The sequence below is a fragment of the Syntrophaceae bacterium genome (assembly GCA_013177825.1).
Lineage (GTDB): Bacteria > Desulfobacterota > Syntrophia > Syntrophales > PHBD01 > PHBD01.
This window is the reverse complement of the sequence record JABLXX010000002.1, coordinates 322,598-340,801: the sequence shown is the minus strand read 5'-3', so window position 1 is coordinate 340,801 and position 18,204 is coordinate 322,598. Positions and strand designations below refer to the sequence as shown.

The window sequence follows — 18,204 nt, the reverse complement described above, 5'->3', positions numbered from 1 at the left end:
TCCACCGCCAATCCCTTTCCGGAACTATCACTTTCAGTCGGTTCCGACTGGCTTGTTTCACTTCCATTCCACATATATAAAAACTTGACTTACGGGCGATGCGGCTGATCGTGCCGGTGTTTCTTTCGATACCGTTCGTCACATCCATGAGGGTCGGGCCGAAGGGCCGTCAGTTCAGACTCGGCTTGTACAGCTTGACCGGTTTTCGGCCCTGCTTTTTGCGAAGGCGCAGGTTGAGCATTTCCACGGCCACGGAAAACGCCATGGCAAAGTAGATGTATCCCTTCGGGACGTGAACGTCGAAGCCTTCCACGATCAAGGTGACCCCGACGAGGATCAGAAACGACAGCGCCAGCATCTTGATGGTCGGGTGGGCATCCACGAACGTACTGATCGGTTTGGCGGCAAACAGCATCACCCCGACTGCAACGATGATGGCGATGGCCATGATCGAAATATGCTGGGCCAGACCGACGGCGGTGATGACCGAATCCAGGGAGAAGACGATATCCAGGACGGCAATCTGAGCCAGAACAGCGGCCATGCCCGCTTTTGCGTGTGTGGGAGCGGATTCCTGAACACCCTCCAGGCTGTTGTGGATTTCATGGGTTGCCTTCGCCATCAGGAACAGGCCGCCGCCGATCAGGATCACGTCGCGTCCCGAAATCTCGATGCCGAACACGGAAAACCAGGGCTCCGTCAAACCGGCGACCCAGACGATCGAAAACAGAAGGGCCAGGCGCGTCAGCATAGCCAGGAAAAGCCCCGTATTCCTGGCCAGGTCGCGTTTTTTCTCGGGCAGGCGCCCGACAAGGATGGAGATGAAAATGATGTTGTCGATGCCCAGGACAATCTCCAGGGCCGTCAGAGTGCCGAGGGCGATCCACCCCTCGATTCCGGTCATCCAGGCAAACATGTCTTGTCTCCCGTGTCATTTTTTGCGAATCATAGGCTGCCAAGGACATTGGAGACAAGTGATTTTCGCCCGCTCCTGAACCTCCGGGTATCGGGGAAAGATCGCAGCGGACGGGAACGGAGAAAAGAACCGGCGCGAGTGATTCCATGAACAGATGTCTCATACGGGCAGCCATCGTTTTGCTTGGGCTGCTTGCCTCGTTTCCTCTGCCGGCGACGGGCCGGCCCGTCGGGCAATGGAAAATGCCGGCAAAAGGCGTTGAATACGCGGCCTTTCCCATACGCCCGTTGCCCGATAGCGGAGATCGGAGAATCCATGTCGTTCGCATCGATCCTGCACATGCAAAACTGAAACTGGCCCTCGCATCGGAACATGGCAACCGGATCCGCTCAACGGCTCAATGGTGCGCGGATCTCAATCTGGCTGTTGCGATCAATGCCGGAATGTTTCTTAAAGACTACCGGACCAATGTCGGATACCTCAGAAACAAAGCCCACATCCAGAACAGACGGTGGAACAGGAAGTACAACACGGCACTTGCCTTCGGCCCCAGGAAGAACGGGATTCCCAAGGCGATCTTGGTTGACCTCGACACTCCCGATTCAATGAAGCGCCTGGCTGACTACGATGCCGTGGTTCAGAATCTTCGTTTGATCAAGGGCAATGGAGTGAGCGTCTGGAGCAGGGAAGACAGGAAATGGAGCGAATCCGCCGTGGGCATGGACAAGGATGGGAGGATTCTCTTCCTGTTTTGCCGGTCCCCGCTGACCATGAGGAATTTCAACGAAACGGTCAAATCCCTCGACCTGGGCGTCATCCGGATGATGCACATGGAGGGAGGACCTCTGGCCAGCCTGTCGATCAGAACCAGGGATCTTGTCATCAACCTCGCGGGCAGCTATGAAACCGATCTGAGGCAGGATGACCGGAATATGCATCAATGGCCGATACCCAATGCAATCGGCGTTCAATTTTCGGAACATTGACTGCGGTTGATTCATATCAGTCCGTGATCGGAGACGGTAAGCGAGCCGTAGTGTATCTCTCGGAAGGACGGTCTTCTATGAGCAAATATTGGAATGAAAAGACAAAAAGCCTGGAGCCGTATACCCCCGGTGAACAGTTCAAGGACAGGAAATATCTGAAGCTCAATACGAACGAAAACCCATACCCGCCTTCGCCGCTGGTCATGGAAACCCTCCGGCAGGCCGTCAATTCCGACCTCCGGCTCTATCCCGACCCGAACAGCGAAGAGCTGAGAGCGACGATCGCCGGATATCACGGCCTGTCCACGGAACAGGTGTTCATCGGAAACGGCTCCGACGAGATCCTGGCCTTTGCGTTTGCCGCCTTCTTCTCTCCCGGCCGGGAGATTCTGTTTCCGGATATCACGTACAGTTTCTATCCGGTGTATGCCGATCTGTTTTCGATCCATTACCGCCTGGTTCCGGTGGACCCCGATTTCAATATCCCCGTGGAAAAATTCATGACCGGAAACGGCGGCATCATCATCGCCAATCCCAATGCGCCGACCGGGAAATGCCTGCCGCCTGCAGCATTGCGGCAGGTCATTGAGTTTAACAATACCCTGGATAACGTGGTCCTGATCGACGAAGCATACATCGATTTCGGAGGAGAATCCGCCGTTGAACTGGTCCATGAATTCCCCAACCTGCTGGTCATCCAGACGCTCTCCAAATCCCGCTCGCTGGCCGGCCTCCGGGTGGGGTTCGCCATGGGCCACCGGCAACTGACGGAAGGGCTTTACAGGATAAAGAACTCCATCAATTCATATACGATCGATCGCCTGGCACTGGCGGGAGCAGAGGCCGCGTTTCAGGACGAGGCCTATTTTCAGGAAACGAGGCAAAAAATCATCAACACCAGGGAAAGGATCAGCCGGGAACTGACGGACATCGGTTTTAAAGTGATTGAATCGAAGGCGAACTTTCTTTTCATCAGCCACCCCACGATTCGGGCAGGCGATTTATACGCCAGGTTGAAAGAAATGAATGTCCTGGTACGATATTTCAATAAACCCGGAATCGATAATCACCTGCGCGTGAGCATCGGTTCCGACGAACAAATGACAAAATTTCTGCAGATATTGAAGCAACTGCTTTAGACGAAGGATTACGGATGCCATTCAATCTCCGGTTTTCCCGGGGTTATGGCTGTAAAAAAAAGGGGGCTGCCTGAGCAATCCGGGCCGTTCGCTTTTCGGGATCAAACCGGTCCGGGTGAATTGCCCCTCTCAACGAATCCATACCAGGGAGGAATGAAAATGAGAAAAATCCTTTGGTTTCTGGTCTTCTTCGGGGCAATGGGCATTGCCGCCCCGGCCGGGGCGGGTATCCTCGACGATATCCTGAACCGGCTTCCCGAGGCGAAAAGCGGCGTCTCTCAGGCCGGTCCGGATCAGAAGACGACGGTTTCCGGCCTGAAGGAGGCTCTGGCCGTCGGCACGAAGAACGCCGTGAAGGCCGTGTCGAAAAAGGACGGCTATTTCGGAAATGCGCTGGTGAAGATCCTCCTTCCCGAAAAAATTCAGAAAGTTGCCGATACGGTTGCCAGGCTCGGTTTTCAGGAGCAGGTAGATCGCTTTGTCCTCAGCATGAACCGCGCGGCCGAGGCGGCGGCCCCCAGGGCTACGGATCTGTTTGTGGACGCCATCAAGGCCATGACGTTCGACGACGCCCGGAAGATCCTCCAGGGCGGCGACACGGCGGCAACGGACTATTTCAGGGAGAAGACGTCGGACATACTCTACGGCGAATTCAAGCCGGTGGTTGCCGCCAACATGAACAAGGTCGGCGTGACGAAGGCCTACAAGGATATGATGGCTCCCTATGAAGCCCTCCCGCTGGTGCCCAAGGAGTCCCTCGATCTGGATCACTATGTGACCAATAAGGCCCTGGACGGCCTTTTTCTCATGATCGGGAGCGAGGAGAAGAAGATCCGGAACGATCCCGCCGCACGGGTGACGGATATTCTGAAGACCGTCTTCGGGAAATAGTGCCGGGCGCGGGGATCGGGGGACAGGCCGCAAGGGTCGTGACCATCGAGTTCCCATCCCGGCAGCGGATCAGGAAATTTCACGAAGAAGCGGCAAAGGGGTCGCCGATTGCCGTTGCCGGTTGCTGAATGGATCGATCGAGGCGAGGCAGGTAACGGAAAGATGACCACAAGAGCTGACATTGCAACAGAACGACTCCGGGACACTTACAACTGTGCGCAGTCCGTACTCTCTTCCTTCCGGGACGAAACCGGCCTGGACGACGACCTTGCGCTGAAGATCGCCACCGGCCTCGGCGCAGGGATGGGAAGGAAACAGGAGGTGTGCGGCGCGGTGACCGGCGGCATCCTCGTCCTGGGTCTGCGCCATGGCCGGGGCACGACGGAGGGTCGCCCATCGACGGAATACACTTATCTCAAGACCGTGGAGCTGATGGACCGTTTCGCGGCCCGGCACGGAAGCTGCCTCTGCCGGGAGCTTCTCCGGGGCTACGATCTGAAGACCGAGGAGGGACGACGGCACGCCAAGGCCGAGGACACCATGGGCAGAATCTGCAGGCCCTGCGTGCACACCGTCATCGAGATCCTGGAAGAGATGAAATCTGCAGATCCCGCTTGATCCGGCGGTGACGGCGAGCGAGATGGAAAGCAGCCGTTTTCGCCCCCTCACAGCCCCATCGCCGCCGCCACCTTGTCCCGGTGAAACGCTCCGTTCCCGAACATCACGTCTCCTCCGAGGGCGCGGCGGTGGTAGCGGTGCATCTCGTGCTCCATCGTGAAGCCGATGGCGCCGAAGATCTGGTGGCCCAGCATCGTGACGCGACGATACGCCTCACCCGTCCGCGCCTTGGCCATGGCAACCGCCTGCACCGCCGGCGCGCCACTGTCGATTTCCAGGGCGGCCTTGCGGTACAGGTAACGGGACCCGTGAATGTCCGTCCACATGTCGGCAAAATGGTGCTGCACCGCCTGGAAGCTGCCGATGGGGCGGCCGAACTGGACCCGCTCCTTTGCATAGGCCAGGGTCATGTCCAGGACGGCCCTCGCCCCGCCGATCATCTCGGCGCACTTCGCCACGGCCGCCTTCCGCAACGTATCCTCGATCACGACGGCGCCTTTGTTCAGGCCGCCGACGACCTGCTCCGATCGAACGGGCACCTGATAGAATTTAACCTCGTACTGCCGGTCGCCCGTTGCCGCCTTCATGTCCCTGGTCCGGAGACCCCGCGTCCGGCCGTCGATCAGGTACACGGTGATCCCGTCCGCTTCCTTCGTTTCCTTCCCCGTCCGCACCGCACAGAGAAAGAAATCCGCAAGACGGGCATCCGTGACGAACCGCTTCGCCCCGTTGATCCGCCAGGCCTCGCCGAACGGAACGGCACGGACGCGGATGCCGCCGCCGTCCCGGCCGCCGTCCTTTTCCGTCAGGGCGAAGGTCATGACCCGCTCTCCCGCCGCGATAGCGGGAAGGCACTGCCGCTTCTGCTCCTCCGTGCCGAAGGCCAGGACCGGCAGGCCGCCCAGGACGACGGTGGAAAAGTACGGACCCGGGCAGGTCCGGTATCCCATCTCCTCCAGGAGGACCGTGAGGTCGGCAAAGCTGCCGCCGCTGCCGCCATACTCCTCGGGGAACGGCAGCCCGAGCCATCCGAGGGAGGCCATTTTTTGCCAGAGGTCAAGGTCATGCCCGGCCTCGCTCTCTTCCATCCGCTTCAGCACTTCCCGGGAAAGCGATTTCGCCAGAAAGTCGCAAGCCGTCTTCTGCAGAAGGGCCTGCTCCTCCGTCAGTGAAAAATCCATGGATCATCCTCCTTGTTCCGACGCCGTTTCCTTCTTCCGTTTCCGGGCCTTTTTCATGGCCATTTCGATGAAAGCGTTGCTCATGGCGGCGAACTCCTCCATGCTGATGTCCACGAGCGGCCTGTCCAGAACGCTCTGCGTCGCCTCCGCAATGGAGCCGTCTCGGACAACCTCCCGCCCCGCCTGCCGGCAGGCGTCGAAGAACCACTGATAATTCGGCAGCAGGGCGGGAACGGAGAACATCTCGCCCATTCCCTTGAGGATCATCCCGCCGATGGTCACCTGGGTTCCGCCGCCGATCGCCCGGGCGAACCGCCGGAAGAGATCTTCCAGGGGGGCGAAGTGCTCCCGCTCCGGGAAGCCGGCGTTGGAGATCACGACCCAGGTCCACTTTTTTTCCGGCCAGCGGGCGGGATGAACGACGACCCCGTCCTTGACTTCCAGGTCGAGGCTGCCGAAAACGATCATCCGGTCCAGGAGCGCCTTGAGCAGCGCGCTGACGGTGAAGACGTAAAGGGGGGAGGCAAAGACAAGGACCTCGGCCTCCAGCATCTTTTCCGTGACCCGGGCCATGTCGTCCTTCAGGACGCACCGGCCGGGCGTGAGCATGTGGCAGGCGTAGCAGCCCTGGCATTCCTGGATCCGGAGTTCCTTCAGGTAGAGGGTCTCCGTGGCGGCGCCCGCCCCGGCGGCTCCCTCCAGGAACGGCTGCAGGATCTTGTCGGTGTTTCCCCGCCTGGCTCGCGGGCTGCCGTTCATGGCCAGCACCTTCGTCATCGGTTCAGAATCCTTCCTGGCGGGCGATAATGTCTTTCATCACCTCGTCCGCCCCGCCGGCGATCGACATGACCCGGGTATCCCGGAAATGACGCGAAATCAGCGTCTCGTTCATGAACCCCATCCCGCCGAACATCTGCAGGCAGCCGGATGATACCCTGTTCAGAAGCGGACCCGCCAGGAGTTTCCCCATGGAGATTTCCTTCGTGACGTCCCTCCCGGCCATTTTCATCCGGACGATGTGATAGGTCAGGTGGCGGAGGCTCTCGATCTCGGCCAGCCATTCCACCAGGCGGTGGCGGAGCACCTGCTTCGTGATCAGGGGCTTCCCGAAAACGATCCGCTCCCGGATGTAGGCGACGGTCATGTCGATGATGTCCCGGCATGCCGTATACGTCATGGGAAGAACCGTGAACCGCTCGTGCTGGAACTGCATCATCTGGTAGATGAAGCCCTCCCCTTCCTTCCCGATGAGGTTCTGAACCGGGATCCGGAGGTTGTCGAAGAACAGCTCCGCCGTGTCGCTGCTCCGGAGCCCCACCTTGTCCAGGCGCTTGCTGACGCTGAAGCCGGGCACATCCGTGGGGACTACGAAAAGGCCGTAGCAGTGATGCCCCGGCCCGTCGCCCGTGCGGGCGAGGAGGGTCAGGAAGTCGGCCTGGCAGCCGTTGGTGATGAACGTCTTGGAGCCGTTCAGGACGTAGGCGTTACCGTCGCGGACCGCCCGGGTCTTCAGGGCCGCCACGTCGGAGCCCGCGCCCGGCTCCGTGACGGCGATGGCCGCCACGAGCTTCCCCGCGATTGCCGGGGCCAGGTACTGCTCTTTCAGGGATTCGGTCCCGAACATGTCGATGGCCGGCGTCGCCATGTTCGTCTGCACCATGATCGCCGTCGGAACGCCCCATCCGTGGACATGACCGAGTTCCTCGATGAACACCGTCTCGTACCAGTAATCCAGGCCCTGCCCGCCGTAACGCGGATCGTAGCGGATCCCCAGGAATCCGAGATCCCCCATCTTCCCGAACAGGTCGTGGAGGGGCACACCCTCTTCTTCCCAGGCGTCCATGCGGGGGTTGATCTCCCGGTCCACGAATCTCCGGACGGACGCCCGGAACGCCTCATGGGTCTCATCGAAATACATCGTTTCCTCTCCTTTGCCGTTTATGGATCATGATTCTTCCGTCTTTGCGCCGGGCCGGCGATTCCTCAGGCTCTGGGCAGCCCCAGCCCCCGGGTGGCGATGATGCCGCGCTGGATCTCCGACGTCCCTGCGCCGATGGGTCCCGATACGGCGTCCAGGTAGCCCGCCATGACGCGACCCTGCAGGGGGGCATACAGGGACCCCCTGTACAGCTGCGCGGGAAGGCCCAGGACGTCCACGGCCACGCCGGCCAGCTTCCGGCTCAGTTCCGTGCTGAAGAGCTTCATGGCCGAGGCCTCCAGTTCCGGCACCCGTCCCTGCTCCATCATCCAGACGTTCTGCCAGTAGAGGCCGTACAGGACCTCGATGTCGATCGCAATGGAGGCCAGGGCGTCCCGGGCCAGGGTGTTCTTCACCCGGTCTTTCTTCCGGCCGTACCGCTCCTTCACGTAACCGACCAGCTCGTCGAGGATGCGCCGGAAGGCGCCGATCCCCACGACGAGCCGCTCGAACTGGAGGGCCACCATGACGTTGTAGAACCCCTGGTTGAGTCCGCCGACCATGAACCGCTTCGGTACGCGGACGTCGTCGAAAAAAACCTCGTTGAAAGAATGAAACCCGACGATGTTCTCGATGGGACGGATCGTGACGCCCGGCAGGTTGTTGTCCACCAGCAGGAGCGTCGCCCCCCGGTGCCCGCCCGCCGAGGGATCTGTCCGGGCCAGGAGCCATGCATAATCGGAGACGTGGGCGCCGCTGCTCCAGATCTTCCGGCCGTTGACGATGAAATCGTCGCCGTCGGCAACGGCGGTCGTCTTGAGGGACGCCAGGTCCGAGCCGGCGTTGGGCTCGCTGTAGCCCAGCCAGAAATTGACCTCGCCCCGGGCGATGGGCGGCAGGAACTCCCGTTTCATCTCCTCCGAGCCGACGAAGATGATCGTGGGGCCGCCGATCACGGTGGCGATGTTGCCGGATGGCGCCCGGTAGTAGCTGATGACGTCGTCGGCAATGGCCTGCTTCATCATGGATCCCCCCCCGCCGCATGCCTCCGGCCAGCCGAGGCTCAGCCACCCTCTCGCACCGAGTTTCCGGAGGAAGGAACGGCAGAAAACCTGGTGCTCCTCCTCGAACATGGCAATGGCGCCGTAGGCTGCCGGCCAGTAAAAGGAGCGCTCGTCCCAGCCGGACGGCAGCTCCCGGCGGACAAAGGCGTCCACCTCGCTGCGAAACCGGATTTCCTCCTCGGAAAATGCAAAATTCATTCATCATCCTTTCCCGCGGGACTGAAGGAACAGCCTCGCCGCCGTCTTCAGCGCCTCCGTCTGCGTCATGACCGCCTGGTGGGCCGCCTCCCACTCCAGGGTCGACGGCAGCGACATCTCGAAACTCGTGTCCAGGGCTTCCTTGATCAGAGCCATGGCCTCCAGGGATTTTCCCGCCAGCCGATCCGCGAGGGCGGCCACGGCCGCGTCGAGCTCCGCCTCGGGAACGGACTTGTAAATCAAGCCCATGGCGGCGGCTGTTTTCCCGTCGATGACATCCCCGAGCAGCGCCAGTTCCCGCGCCTTCACGAGACCCACGAGGCGGGGGAGAAAGAAGTTTCCCCCCGCATCGACGACGATCCCGATGTTCGAGAAGTTCTCACAGAATCGCGCCGTCTCGGCGGCGACGACAAAATCCGCCGCCAGTGCCAGGTTGATGCCGCCGCCGATGGCCACCCCCCGGACCTTGGCGATCACCGGCTGCGGGATCCGCCGCATGACCAGGATCAGATCCTTCAAATCCCTCATCCCGTCCAGCCAGACCGGGGCGGGGAATTCCGCTTTGAACAGGCCGATGTCCGCTCCGGAGGAAAAATCGCGTCCCGCTCCTTCCAGGATCACAACCCGGGTGCCAGCCTCTTTCCCCGCCATCCGGAAGGCCTCCGCCAACTCCGCCGCAAATTCGCGGGTCCAGGCGTTCCTGACCGAGGGCCTGTTGATCGTGATGGTACAGATTGCCTCCTGCCTGCTCATTAGAACCGTCTTCTCCTGCATCACAGCCTCCTTTTCCGGTGCTTGATGTTGTGTCAACGGTGCAACAGGGCAATGCCTCCCATGATCCGCCCGGCGCTCTTCTGTTCAAAATAACGATCTGCTTCCTCCTTGCGAATGCGTTCCGATGATCCCGCCGGCCCGCCCCTCAAACCGTCACGGGGAGGGCCTGGGCCCTGTCCCTGAGCTCGCGCCGCAGGATTTTCCCGGCGGCGCTTGCCGGAAGCTGCTCCATGACTTCAATCCTGCGGATCTTTTTATATTTTGCCAGCTGGGCATTAGCGAACTCCAGCAACTCATCCGCCGTGACGGCGCTTCCGGGGCTGGTCTGCACAAACGCCACCGGCAACTCCCCGTACCGGTCGTCCCGCTTTCCGACCACGGCGGACTGGGCGACCGCCGGATGCCGGTTCAAAACCTCTTCCAGGTCACGCGGGTAAATATTGTATCCCTTGTAGATGAGCATGTCCTTCTTCCGGTCGACGATGTACAGGTAGCCGTCTTCGTCGAACCGGCCGATGTCACCCGTCAGGAGCCAGCCCTCCCCGTTCAGGACCAGCTTTGTCTCCTCCGGCTGGTTCCAGTATCCTTTCATAACCTGCGGGCCTTTCACGCAGATCTCCCCGATCTCGCCCGGGGACATTTCTTTCGTGTCGTCCGCCGGATCCACGATCCGGATCTCCGTGTCCTGAACAGGCAGGCCGACCGAGCCGATGCGCAGGGCCCCCTTCTCCGCCGGGGTGAAGGCGCAGCCGACGGTCACCTCCGTCATCCCGTAGGCCTCGCAGACAACGCCCTCCATGGTCTCGGTGAGCGTCCGGAGCAGGTCGTGGGAGATGGGTGCGGCCCCCGAGGCGATGAGCCGGACGCCGGACATGTCGGTCTCGGGGAAGAACGGGTGCTCCACCAGCGGGTAGAAGATCTGCGGAGCGCCGCCGAAGATGGAGACCCCGTACTTCGGAATGGCGCTCAGAAAATCCGCCGCGTCGAACCGGGGCTGGACGATCAGCGTGCAGCCGGCGAGAAGCTGCATGTTGAGAAAGGCGAAGGCACCCATGGCGTGGAACCATGGTGGAACGACCAGGCTCATTTCCCGGCCCCGTCGGATGACGTGATCCTCCTCCCGGTCGCCGTCCGTTCGCTTCACCCCGAACACGCCGTCCCGGAAATCCACGTCTCCGCCCAGAAACCAGTAGCAGAGCTGGCACGAGGCCGCGATGCCGTTGAAATGGGTCACCATCACCCCCTTGGGCGTTCCCGTGGTGCCCCCCGTGTAGGAGATGTGCGCCAGGTCTTCTCTCGGGGAGAATTGGATTCCCGGTGCCTCGGGGTGATACTTCGAGAGAAGCTCGGTAAAATCGAGGACCTTCTCTTCGAACGGACTTTTCCTGAGCAGTTTGGCAGGGGCGACGAGCGGCGCATAGCAATCCGCCAGACTCACCAGGATGACGTGCCGGACCGGCGTTTCCGGCAGGGCCTTTTGAGGCATCCCGAAAAGCAGATCCAGCCCAATGTATATCCCGGCCCCCGAATCGTTGAGCTGGAAGACGAACTCCTTCTCGGCAAGAAGCGGGCTGATGGGAACGAACACGGCCCCCGCCTTCAGAAGCCCGTAATAGGCAACGGCGAACTGGGGACAGTTGGGCAGGTGGATGGCAACCCGGTCGCCCTTCCGGACCCCCAGGTCGGACAGAGCCGCGGCGAACCGGTCGGACAGCTTGTCGAGCTCCAGGAAGGTCATTTCCATCCCGGAGAAAATGATCGCATTGCGCTCCGGCCAGAGCTTGGCGGAAGAGCGGATGATCTGAAACAGGGGGACCTCGGGATAATTCAGGGTCCTTGAAACGCCTTCGGGCCATCTGGAGAAATTTTTCGGCATGGCTCCTCCTGTCGTGACGGTGTCAGCGGTTCATCGTTCCCCCTGGTAAAGGTCGAGATACTCTTCCCGGATCTTCCGCTTCAGGGCCTTGCCGACGGCCGACCGCGGCAGGTCCGGCACGAAGACGACCCGCTTGGGCACCTTGAACCCCACCATCTTCTCCTTGCACAGGGCGATGATTTCCTTCTCCTCCGCCGTCTGCCCCGGTTTGAGGATGACGAAGGCGGTAATCGCCTCCATCCAGCGCTCGTGGGGCAGGCCGATCACGTGCACTTCCTGGACCCGCGGATCCAGGTAGATCGTTTTCTCCACCTCGAGGGAAGCCACGTTTTCGCCGCCCGTCTTGATCATGTCCTTCTTGCGGTCGAGGAAATACAGGTAGTTCTCCCCGTCGAGATACCCCACGTCGCCGCTGTGGAACCAGCCGTGGGCGAAGACCTCTTCGCTCTCCTGTTCCTGCTTGTAGTACCCCTTCATGACCTGGGGGCTGCGGTAGACGATCTCCCCCGCCTCGCCTGTGGGCAGAAGGTTTCCGAACTCGTCCATGATGGCGATCTCGACGTTCACCGTCGGGTTGCCCAGGGACTTCATCTTGCGAAGCTGGTCCTCCGGCTTGAAGCAGGTCGTGGACGGGGACATCTCGGTCTGGCCGAAGCACAGGCAGAGATCGGGGCAGATCTTTTCCATCACCAGCTTCAGGAGGTCTTCCGGCATGACTGCCGTGAAATAGACACACAGACGGAGGGACGAGAGGTCATGCTTCTCGAAATCGGGGTGGTCGATCAGCTGGCGCCAGAGCGGAGAGATGAGAATCGTGCAGGTGATCTTTTCACGCTCGACGTTGACCAGGACCTGCTTCATGTCGGGCAGCATGTAGACATGAACCGCCCCGCCGACGAAGTTGTGGAGGCTCGCGATGATGAACGCCCCCACGTGGAACAGCGGCATGACCATGAACAGCTTGTCCCGGTGCGTGAAGGGAATATCGACGAGGATTCCGTTCGTGCAGACGAACAGGTTGAGGTGGGAGAGGACGGCCGCCTTTGGATAGCTGGTGGTCCCACCCGTGAAAAGGATCAGGAGGTCGTCGTCCGCCTCGATGAAGGTCTCCGGCTCCGTGTCCGGGCCCTCCTCCAGAAAGGCGTCGAACGTGAGGAAGTCCCCCGGCGGAGGATTGAATGCAATGTACAGCTTGACTTTTTCCGCCTGTGCAAAGGCGTCCTTGAACCCGGCGTACAGCATGCCGTTGAAGACCACCACCTCGCAGTCCGCATGGTTCAGGGCAAAGGCAAGCTCGTCCGTCTTGAAGAGGGGGTTGATGGGGACAAAAACCATGCCGGCTTTCGCCGTTCCGTAAAAGGCGACAAAGTGCTCCAGGGCGTTGAGGGAGATGAAGGCGATCTTTGCACCCTTCTGAAAACCTCTTTTTTTGAGGGCATTGGCAAACCGGTTGGCCATGCCGTTCAGTTCGGTAAACGTGATCCGCTTTCCGCCATCCACAACGGCTTCCCGGTTCGGATACCGGAGCGTTGTCCGCCTCAGGCAGTCCCCGTAAGCCACACGCCGCATCATGTTCCGCGCAATCCGCTCGTCCATTTGTCCCCTCCATTTTTCAGGTTGTGGTCAATGCTTCATTACCGGCCTCTCCTTGTTGTCATGGGATGTACCTGCCTCTGGACGATATTCCGAATGTTCGACAGAAACCCCTTCCCGCGGCGCAGTTTTAAATACAGCCTGACCCGCGCAATCCCGATACGACTGAAACCGGCAGCCTGTTCGCCGGCCATGGTTTCCATGCAAGGCAATGCCGCCGGATCGCCGGCCTCGCTATGCCTTCCTGCGCCCCACCAGGAATCCCGGGTGAAAGACCAGGCACGTCTCGTCGCGCTGGTTCTTGATGCTCGCCTCGTACCGGAGGACCCCCGTCTTCTCGTCCCGCGCCTGAAGCTCCTTCACCACGGCCTCGCAACGGATCGTGTCGCCGATCTTGATCGGGCCGGTGAAGCGGATCTTGTCCATGCCGTAGAAAGCAATGAAGCTCTTGGGCAGGAGGACGTTGGGACCGAGGCGGAACATCAGTGCCGACCCGACGACGAGTCCCAGCATCCCGTGGGCGATCCGCTCCCCGAAAAACGACTTTTTCGCATACTCTACGTCGGTGTGGAGAGGATGCCAGTCGCCCGTAAAGGCGGAGAAAAAGACGATGTCCGTCTCGGTGATCGTCCGGCCCGGACTGACCAGGCACTCTCCCAGCGTGTAATCCTCAAAACAGTCCTTGTTCATGCATCTGCCTCCCGTTTCCTGAATTGGTTTTCCTGCCTGCCCCTCGGTCTTCGTCTCCCGTCCCGACGCCTCCCATTCCGGCCCCAGTGGAGGGTCCGCAACCGGGAAAGAATCGTCGGGATCGTCCGGCGGGCGCACAGGGATACTCCTGTGGATGGACCCCGGCCGCAAGCCGGCCGGGCCGGCAACGGTATCCCCGCACCCCGAAGCCCGGGACCCGGAATCGGCCGTCATGAATGATATGAAGGAGACGCTTCCGCGTCGTCACAAGCGTAGATGGGTATACGTCCGTCCGGGATCGTGGGAATCGTCCCCGGAGTGATGCGGACGCCACATGCTGAGAGGAAATCATCCCCTCGGATCGACTCGAAACGTTCTTTTCCGGCCGTGTCGGTCGGCTGTTCGAATCAAGATTCCGAGGGATCGATCGAGAGAACTTGTGGAGTGGACAGCCAGATTCGTGCCACCGGCGGGGGGACCTTGGATCCTCCTTCCCTCGAGATAATACATTACTGTATCAATACGCACACATGCGATCGACGGAGCGGAAAGTCCCCTCCTTCCCAACCGGGGTCCCGAAGCCGGCTGATGGATGATTTTCAATCACAACCGTGGCAACACCTATCCCCGGCCGGTCAGCAAACATGCGAAACACAATAATATCACTCATTAATATTGGGTGGCTGAAACCGGACCACGGTTCGGATGAGAATCATCCTGTGTTGGACGGCAGGATCAATTATTCATTGACAAAATTTATTCAGCGTCTGCAAAAGAATGGCGATCATGAATCATCGAATGATGAACGGATTGTCTGGTCAGATCAAAACGGGATCGACTGCCAATTGAAAAAACAAATCGATCAAGGAGAAACACATGAGCGCACTGAGATATCCGGCCCTCCAATACCGCTGGCATCTCCGGGAAACGGACGACGGAACGCGACTGGTCTATTACGGCCTTCGCAACCCGCCCAACCATGCACGAAACATCATCCCCCTGCCGCGTGAACTGGCCGATCGTCTATCCCTGCTGAACGGCAAAACCGCCGGCACCGATTTGCCGTCGGATCTCCGTAGCCATGAAATCTACGCCCGGCTGGTTGCGGAAGGGGTCATCGTGGAGGCGGCGGAGGTCCGTTCGCCTTCCACCATGGACAGTCATCGGCAGTGCGTGCGCTGCGTCAACAACGACTATCTCCTGCCCGGACTGGAATTCGATGCAAACGGCCTGTGCGCCTTTTGCCAGTGCTACGAGCGGGCAAAAGAGTCCGGAGCGGATTCCCTGGCGCAGGAGGGAACAACGGACGAGGATCTCCTTCGGATCGCCTCTCAAAACACCGGCTCCCGCTTTGACGTCATGGTCTTGTATACCGGGGGAAAGGACTCTACGTTCCTGCTCTGGTATCTCGCCAGGAAACTCGGGCTCCGGGTGCTTGTCGCCTCATGGAACATGCCCTACACCAATGAAACGTGCCGGGAGAATGCCCGCCGGGCCATGCGCCTGCTTCCGGACGTGGAATTCTTGGAGCGCACCCTGCCCTGGAACATGGTCCGCCAGGCCATGCGCAGCCAGTTCGAGCACACCGGTCTCCCCTGCCTCTGCCCGATGGCGGCGCATGCGCTCTTTTACCCTCTGGCGGCACAGGAAAACATTCCCCTGATCATGCACGGGGTTGAAGAGGTGCAGCTGTCGGTCATGAACTATGTGATGAGCGAAATCAAGTCGGGACAACCCCGGAAAGAACAAACCCCCGATCATCGTGCCAACACATTGAACTTTTTGCGGACGATCACGAAAACCGCGGAGCCCCTGCAGCCTTATTCCCTGAATGCCGAAATCCTGCGATTGATGGCTACCGTCAAAAAGCGCCTGCCCCCCGTTTTCGTTCCCCTGGAAAACATCCTGGCCCGGGCGGAGAACGATCCGGACATGCCCATTCCCACATTGCGCAGGCTACAGACCAATGTCACCTACGGCTCATGGAGCGACGTTGTCGAGATTATAAAGAGGGAAATGGACTGGCAGATGCCGCCGGGACAAAAAGGGCTTTTGCACACCAGTTGCCGGATTGAAAAGGTGAAGGACTATTGCCAGTTCAAACGCTTTCAGGCCGCACGAACCACCCTTTTCCCCCAGTCCGTGGTCGAAGTCAGTGCGGGCGTTTATTTCGGGCTTGTTTCCCGGGAGGAGGCACTGCAGGAATTGCAGGAATTGGGCTATTACCGGGAGCCAGACCCCCTGGCGCCGCTGCTGGACGATCTGGGCATCGACCGGAACCGGACGCAGGATATGGGTGAAATTCCCTGGGTCCTGGGCGAATGCGCCGGATGCTTGTGACAGGGTAAAGTGAAAAGCGGGATTTCAGTAACCAGCCATATGAAGCGGAAGGGACCATGATGCAGGATTCCATCGACGCGGCGTTTCAGCGGAAGCTCAAAAAGGAAATGGAGCAGTGGCGGGCCGACGGCCTGCTGACCGAGGAGCAGCGGGAGCGGATCCTGGCGCGCTACCGGCACATCGAGGAAATCGAGCAGAAAGCCGGTTCCGGCAGGATGATCCAGACGATTTCCATCCTCGGGTCCATCCTCGTGGGGGTGGGGGTGCTTCTGTTCATCGCCGCCAACTGGTCGGAGATTCCCCGCATCGCCAAGCTCGGCATCATCTTCGTCTCGCTCCTGACCAGCCATGGCCTCGGCTACTGGCTGCGGTACGAAAAGAAAAACTTTCCCCGGGTGGGCGCCTCGCTGATCCTGCTCGGGTCCATCCTCTTCGGCGCGGGGATTTTCCTGATCGCCCAGATTTACAACATCACCGTTCACTACCCCAACGGCCCGCTCCTGTGGGGCCTGGGGATCCTGCCCCTGGCGTACCTGCTGCGCTTCCGAAGCGTCCTCTTGCTCTCCCTCCTGGCACTCTCTCTGTGGCTGGGCATGGAGGCGAGCTTTCACGTATCGGATCTCTTCCAGTACGTCCCGGTCATCGTCCTCTACTGGACGGCCGGCATGGCGGTCTGGGTCCTCGGCCTGGCCCACGAGGGGTCGGCTTCGTTCCGGGAGCTCTCCGGACCGTATGTCCTGGTCGGACTCCTGATGACCTATGCCGGGACGTTTCTTCTGACCTTCGACACCCGGCAGGAAAACCTGGGGACACCGGAGCTGATGCCGTTTTACCTGGGAATCCTGGTCCTGTTCGCAGCGGCGGCCGCCGTTACCACCCTGAAGGGCAGCAGGGATGCCGGCTGGAGAGCCGAGCTCGCGGCGCTTGCCACGCTGACAGCCGGTCTCTGCCTCCTGGCGGCGACGTCTCCGGGCGTGGCGACGGGTCCCGGATTCCTGTCGCCGCGCCTGCTGTTCAACCTCCTCTTTGCTGCCGGTATCATCGGGCTGATCTGCCTCGGCTACATCCGCCGCCGGCCGCTGTACATCAATATCGGTCTCGTGTTTTTCGTGCTGGACGTGGTTGCGCGATACGTGGATTTCTTCTGGAAGCTCCTGCCGCGGTCGCTTTTCTTCATCGCCGGCGGATGCATCCTGCTGGCCGGTGGCCTGTTTCTGGAGCGGAAGCGCCGCGTCGTCCTCGAATCGTTCCGGGTGAAGGAGGAGATCCCGTGAGACTGAAATTTGCCGTCGTGATCCTCCTGCAGGTCCTGCTCCTCATCGGAATCGTCGGCTACCGGGAATACCGGGTAGCAACGGGGGAGCGCATCCTCCTGCAGTCGGCTCCCGTCGATCCGCGGGACCTTTTCCGCGGCGACTACGTGACCCTGGCCTACGACCTCTCGACCATCGATCTCGACCGGGCGGGAATCCGGGAGAACCTCAGGCGCAACGACCGAATCTTTGCCGCTCTGGAAAAGGCGGAGGACGGAACATACCGCATGGCGTCCGCAAGCGGCACCGTTCCGCCGGGCGGAAAGTTTCTCAAGGGAAGGGTGACCCGCGTGAACGAAAAGGCTGTCCGCTATCAGGTCACGCTCCGGACGGACGGGGCCGGCGACCGCACCTTCGAGCCACGCTGGTTTTCGTTCCATGAAGGGGAGAGGGTGATTCTGTGCCTGGACCGCGGCGGTCAGGTGCAGGCGTCCCTGCGGGAAAAGGAGGACGCCCGTTGCCGCGCTGGGGAAGCCGTGGCCGGGACGGTGACGGCCGTGAAGAAAATCTCCTTCCGGCAGGCCTCCGTTGAATACGGCATCGAGCACTTCTTCCTGGAGGAAGGAAAGGGGAAGGCCGTTGAAAGGGCCCGCAACGCCCGGGACCTCCGGGTGGAGGTGGCCCTCCGGGAGGACGGCCGGGGCCTGATAACGGGCCTCTACCTCGACGGCCGGCGGATTCCCTAGGCATCCGGTATCGGATTCCTG

At 60.6% G+C, this 18,204-nt stretch carries 16 protein-coding genes; 7 read left to right on the top strand and 9 right to left on the bottom strand.

Features of this window, described 5'->3' with window-relative positions:
* Window positions 1-169 precede the first annotated feature (169 nt).
* On the bottom strand, window positions 170-916 hold the full coding sequence (locus HPY65_06315) for a TerC family protein (protein ID NPU84086.1): 747 nt from the start codon (window positions 914-916) through the stop codon (window positions 170-172).
* Window positions 917-1,359: 443 nt separating this feature from the next.
* Between HPY65_06315 and HPY65_06310 the strand changes: the two genes are divergently transcribed.
* The 4 genes from HPY65_06310 to HPY65_06295 all read left to right on the top strand — a co-directional run bounded on the left by HPY65_06310 (window position 1,360) and on the right by HPY65_06295 (window position 4,550).
* Window positions 1,360-1,902: a hypothetical protein gene (locus tag HPY65_06310; GenBank protein ID NPU84085.1), complete on the top strand. Its 543-nt coding sequence runs from the start codon at window positions 1,360-1,362 to the stop codon at window positions 1,900-1,902.
* Window positions 1,903-1,979: 77 nt separating this feature from the next.
* Window positions 1,980-3,041, top strand: a complete 1,062-nt coding sequence (locus tag HPY65_06305; protein ID NPU84084.1) for a histidinol-phosphate transaminase — start codon at window positions 1,980-1,982, stop codon at window positions 3,039-3,041.
* Between the two features lie 159 nt (window positions 3,042-3,200).
* The gene (locus HPY65_06300; GenBank protein ID NPU84083.1) at window positions 3,201-3,932 is read left to right on the top strand and encodes a DUF4197 domain-containing protein; all 732 of its coding nucleotides are present in this window, start codon (window positions 3,201-3,203) and stop codon (window positions 3,930-3,932) included.
* A gap of 162 nt (window positions 3,933-4,094) precedes the next feature.
* Window positions 4,095-4,550, top strand: a complete 456-nt coding sequence (locus tag HPY65_06295; protein ID NPU84082.1) for a C_GCAxxG_C_C family protein — start codon at window positions 4,095-4,097, stop codon at window positions 4,548-4,550.
* A 47-nt stretch (window positions 4,551-4,597) separates the two neighbouring features.
* On the opposite strand, the gene HPY65_06290 is transcribed toward HPY65_06295, so the two are convergent.
* The 8 genes from HPY65_06290 to HPY65_06255 all read right to left on the bottom strand — a co-directional run bounded on the left by HPY65_06290 (window position 4,598) and on the right by HPY65_06255 (window position 13,844).
* On the bottom strand, window positions 4,598-5,731 hold the full coding sequence (locus tag HPY65_06290) for an acyl-CoA/acyl-ACP dehydrogenase (protein ID NPU84081.1): 1,134 nt from the start codon (window positions 5,729-5,731) through the stop codon (window positions 4,598-4,600).
* 3 nt (window positions 5,732-5,734) lie between these two features.
* Window positions 5,735-6,508 (bottom strand): flavodoxin family protein, encoded by a 774-nt coding sequence (locus HPY65_06285; GenBank protein ID NPU84080.1) that lies wholly within the window; start codon window positions 6,506-6,508, stop codon window positions 5,735-5,737.
* Between the two features lie 4 nt (window positions 6,509-6,512).
* On the bottom strand, window positions 6,513-7,649 hold the full coding sequence (locus tag HPY65_06280; GenBank protein ID NPU84079.1) for an acyl-CoA dehydrogenase: 1,137 nt from the start codon (window positions 7,647-7,649) through the stop codon (window positions 6,513-6,515).
* A gap of 65 nt (window positions 7,650-7,714) precedes the next feature.
* Window positions 7,715-8,911, bottom strand: a complete 1,197-nt coding sequence (locus HPY65_06275; protein NPU84078.1) for an acyl-CoA dehydrogenase — start codon at window positions 8,909-8,911, stop codon at window positions 7,715-7,717.
* A gap of 3 nt (window positions 8,912-8,914) precedes the next feature.
* Window positions 8,915-9,685 carry an enoyl-CoA hydratase/isomerase family protein gene (locus tag HPY65_06270; protein NPU84077.1) on the bottom strand — a complete coding sequence of 257 codons (771 nt, stop codon included), beginning with the start codon at window positions 9,683-9,685 and terminating at the stop codon, window positions 8,915-8,917.
* Window positions 9,686-9,830: 145 nt separating this feature from the next.
* Window positions 9,831-11,561 carry an AMP-binding protein gene (locus tag HPY65_06265; GenBank protein NPU84076.1) on the bottom strand — a complete coding sequence of 577 codons (1,731 nt, stop codon included), beginning with the start codon at window positions 11,559-11,561 and terminating at the stop codon, window positions 9,831-9,833.
* Window positions 11,562-11,591: 30 nt separating this feature from the next.
* Complete coding sequence (locus HPY65_06260; GenBank protein ID NPU84075.1) at window positions 11,592-13,157, bottom strand: AMP-binding protein; 1,566 nt, start codon at window positions 13,155-13,157, stop codon at window positions 11,592-11,594.
* A 231-nt stretch (window positions 13,158-13,388) separates the two neighbouring features.
* Window positions 13,389-13,844 (bottom strand): dehydratase, encoded by a 456-nt coding sequence (locus tag HPY65_06255; protein ID NPU84074.1) that lies wholly within the window; start codon window positions 13,842-13,844, stop codon window positions 13,389-13,391.
* An 876-nt stretch (window positions 13,845-14,720) separates the two neighbouring features.
* On the opposite strand from HPY65_06255, the gene HPY65_06250 reads away from it, so the two are divergent.
* The 3 genes from HPY65_06250 to HPY65_06240 are packed head-to-tail and all read left to right on the top strand — an operon-like array spanning window position 14,721 to window position 18,183.
* On the top strand, window positions 14,721-16,184 hold the full coding sequence (locus tag HPY65_06250) for a hypothetical protein (protein ID NPU84073.1): 1,464 nt from the start codon (window positions 14,721-14,723) through the stop codon (window positions 16,182-16,184).
* A 56-nt stretch (window positions 16,185-16,240) separates the two neighbouring features.
* Entirely contained in the window at window positions 16,241-17,458 is a 1,218-nt protein-coding gene (locus HPY65_06245) for a DUF2157 domain-containing protein (GenBank protein NPU84072.1), read from the top strand.
* A complete protein-coding gene (locus HPY65_06240) occupies window positions 17,455-18,183 on the top strand; it encodes a GDYXXLXY domain-containing protein (protein ID NPU84071.1) in 729 nt (242 codons plus the stop codon). The genes HPY65_06245 and HPY65_06240 overlap by 4 nt, the downstream gene beginning before the upstream one ends.
* The last annotated feature ends 21 nt before the right edge of the window (window positions 18,184-18,204 follow it).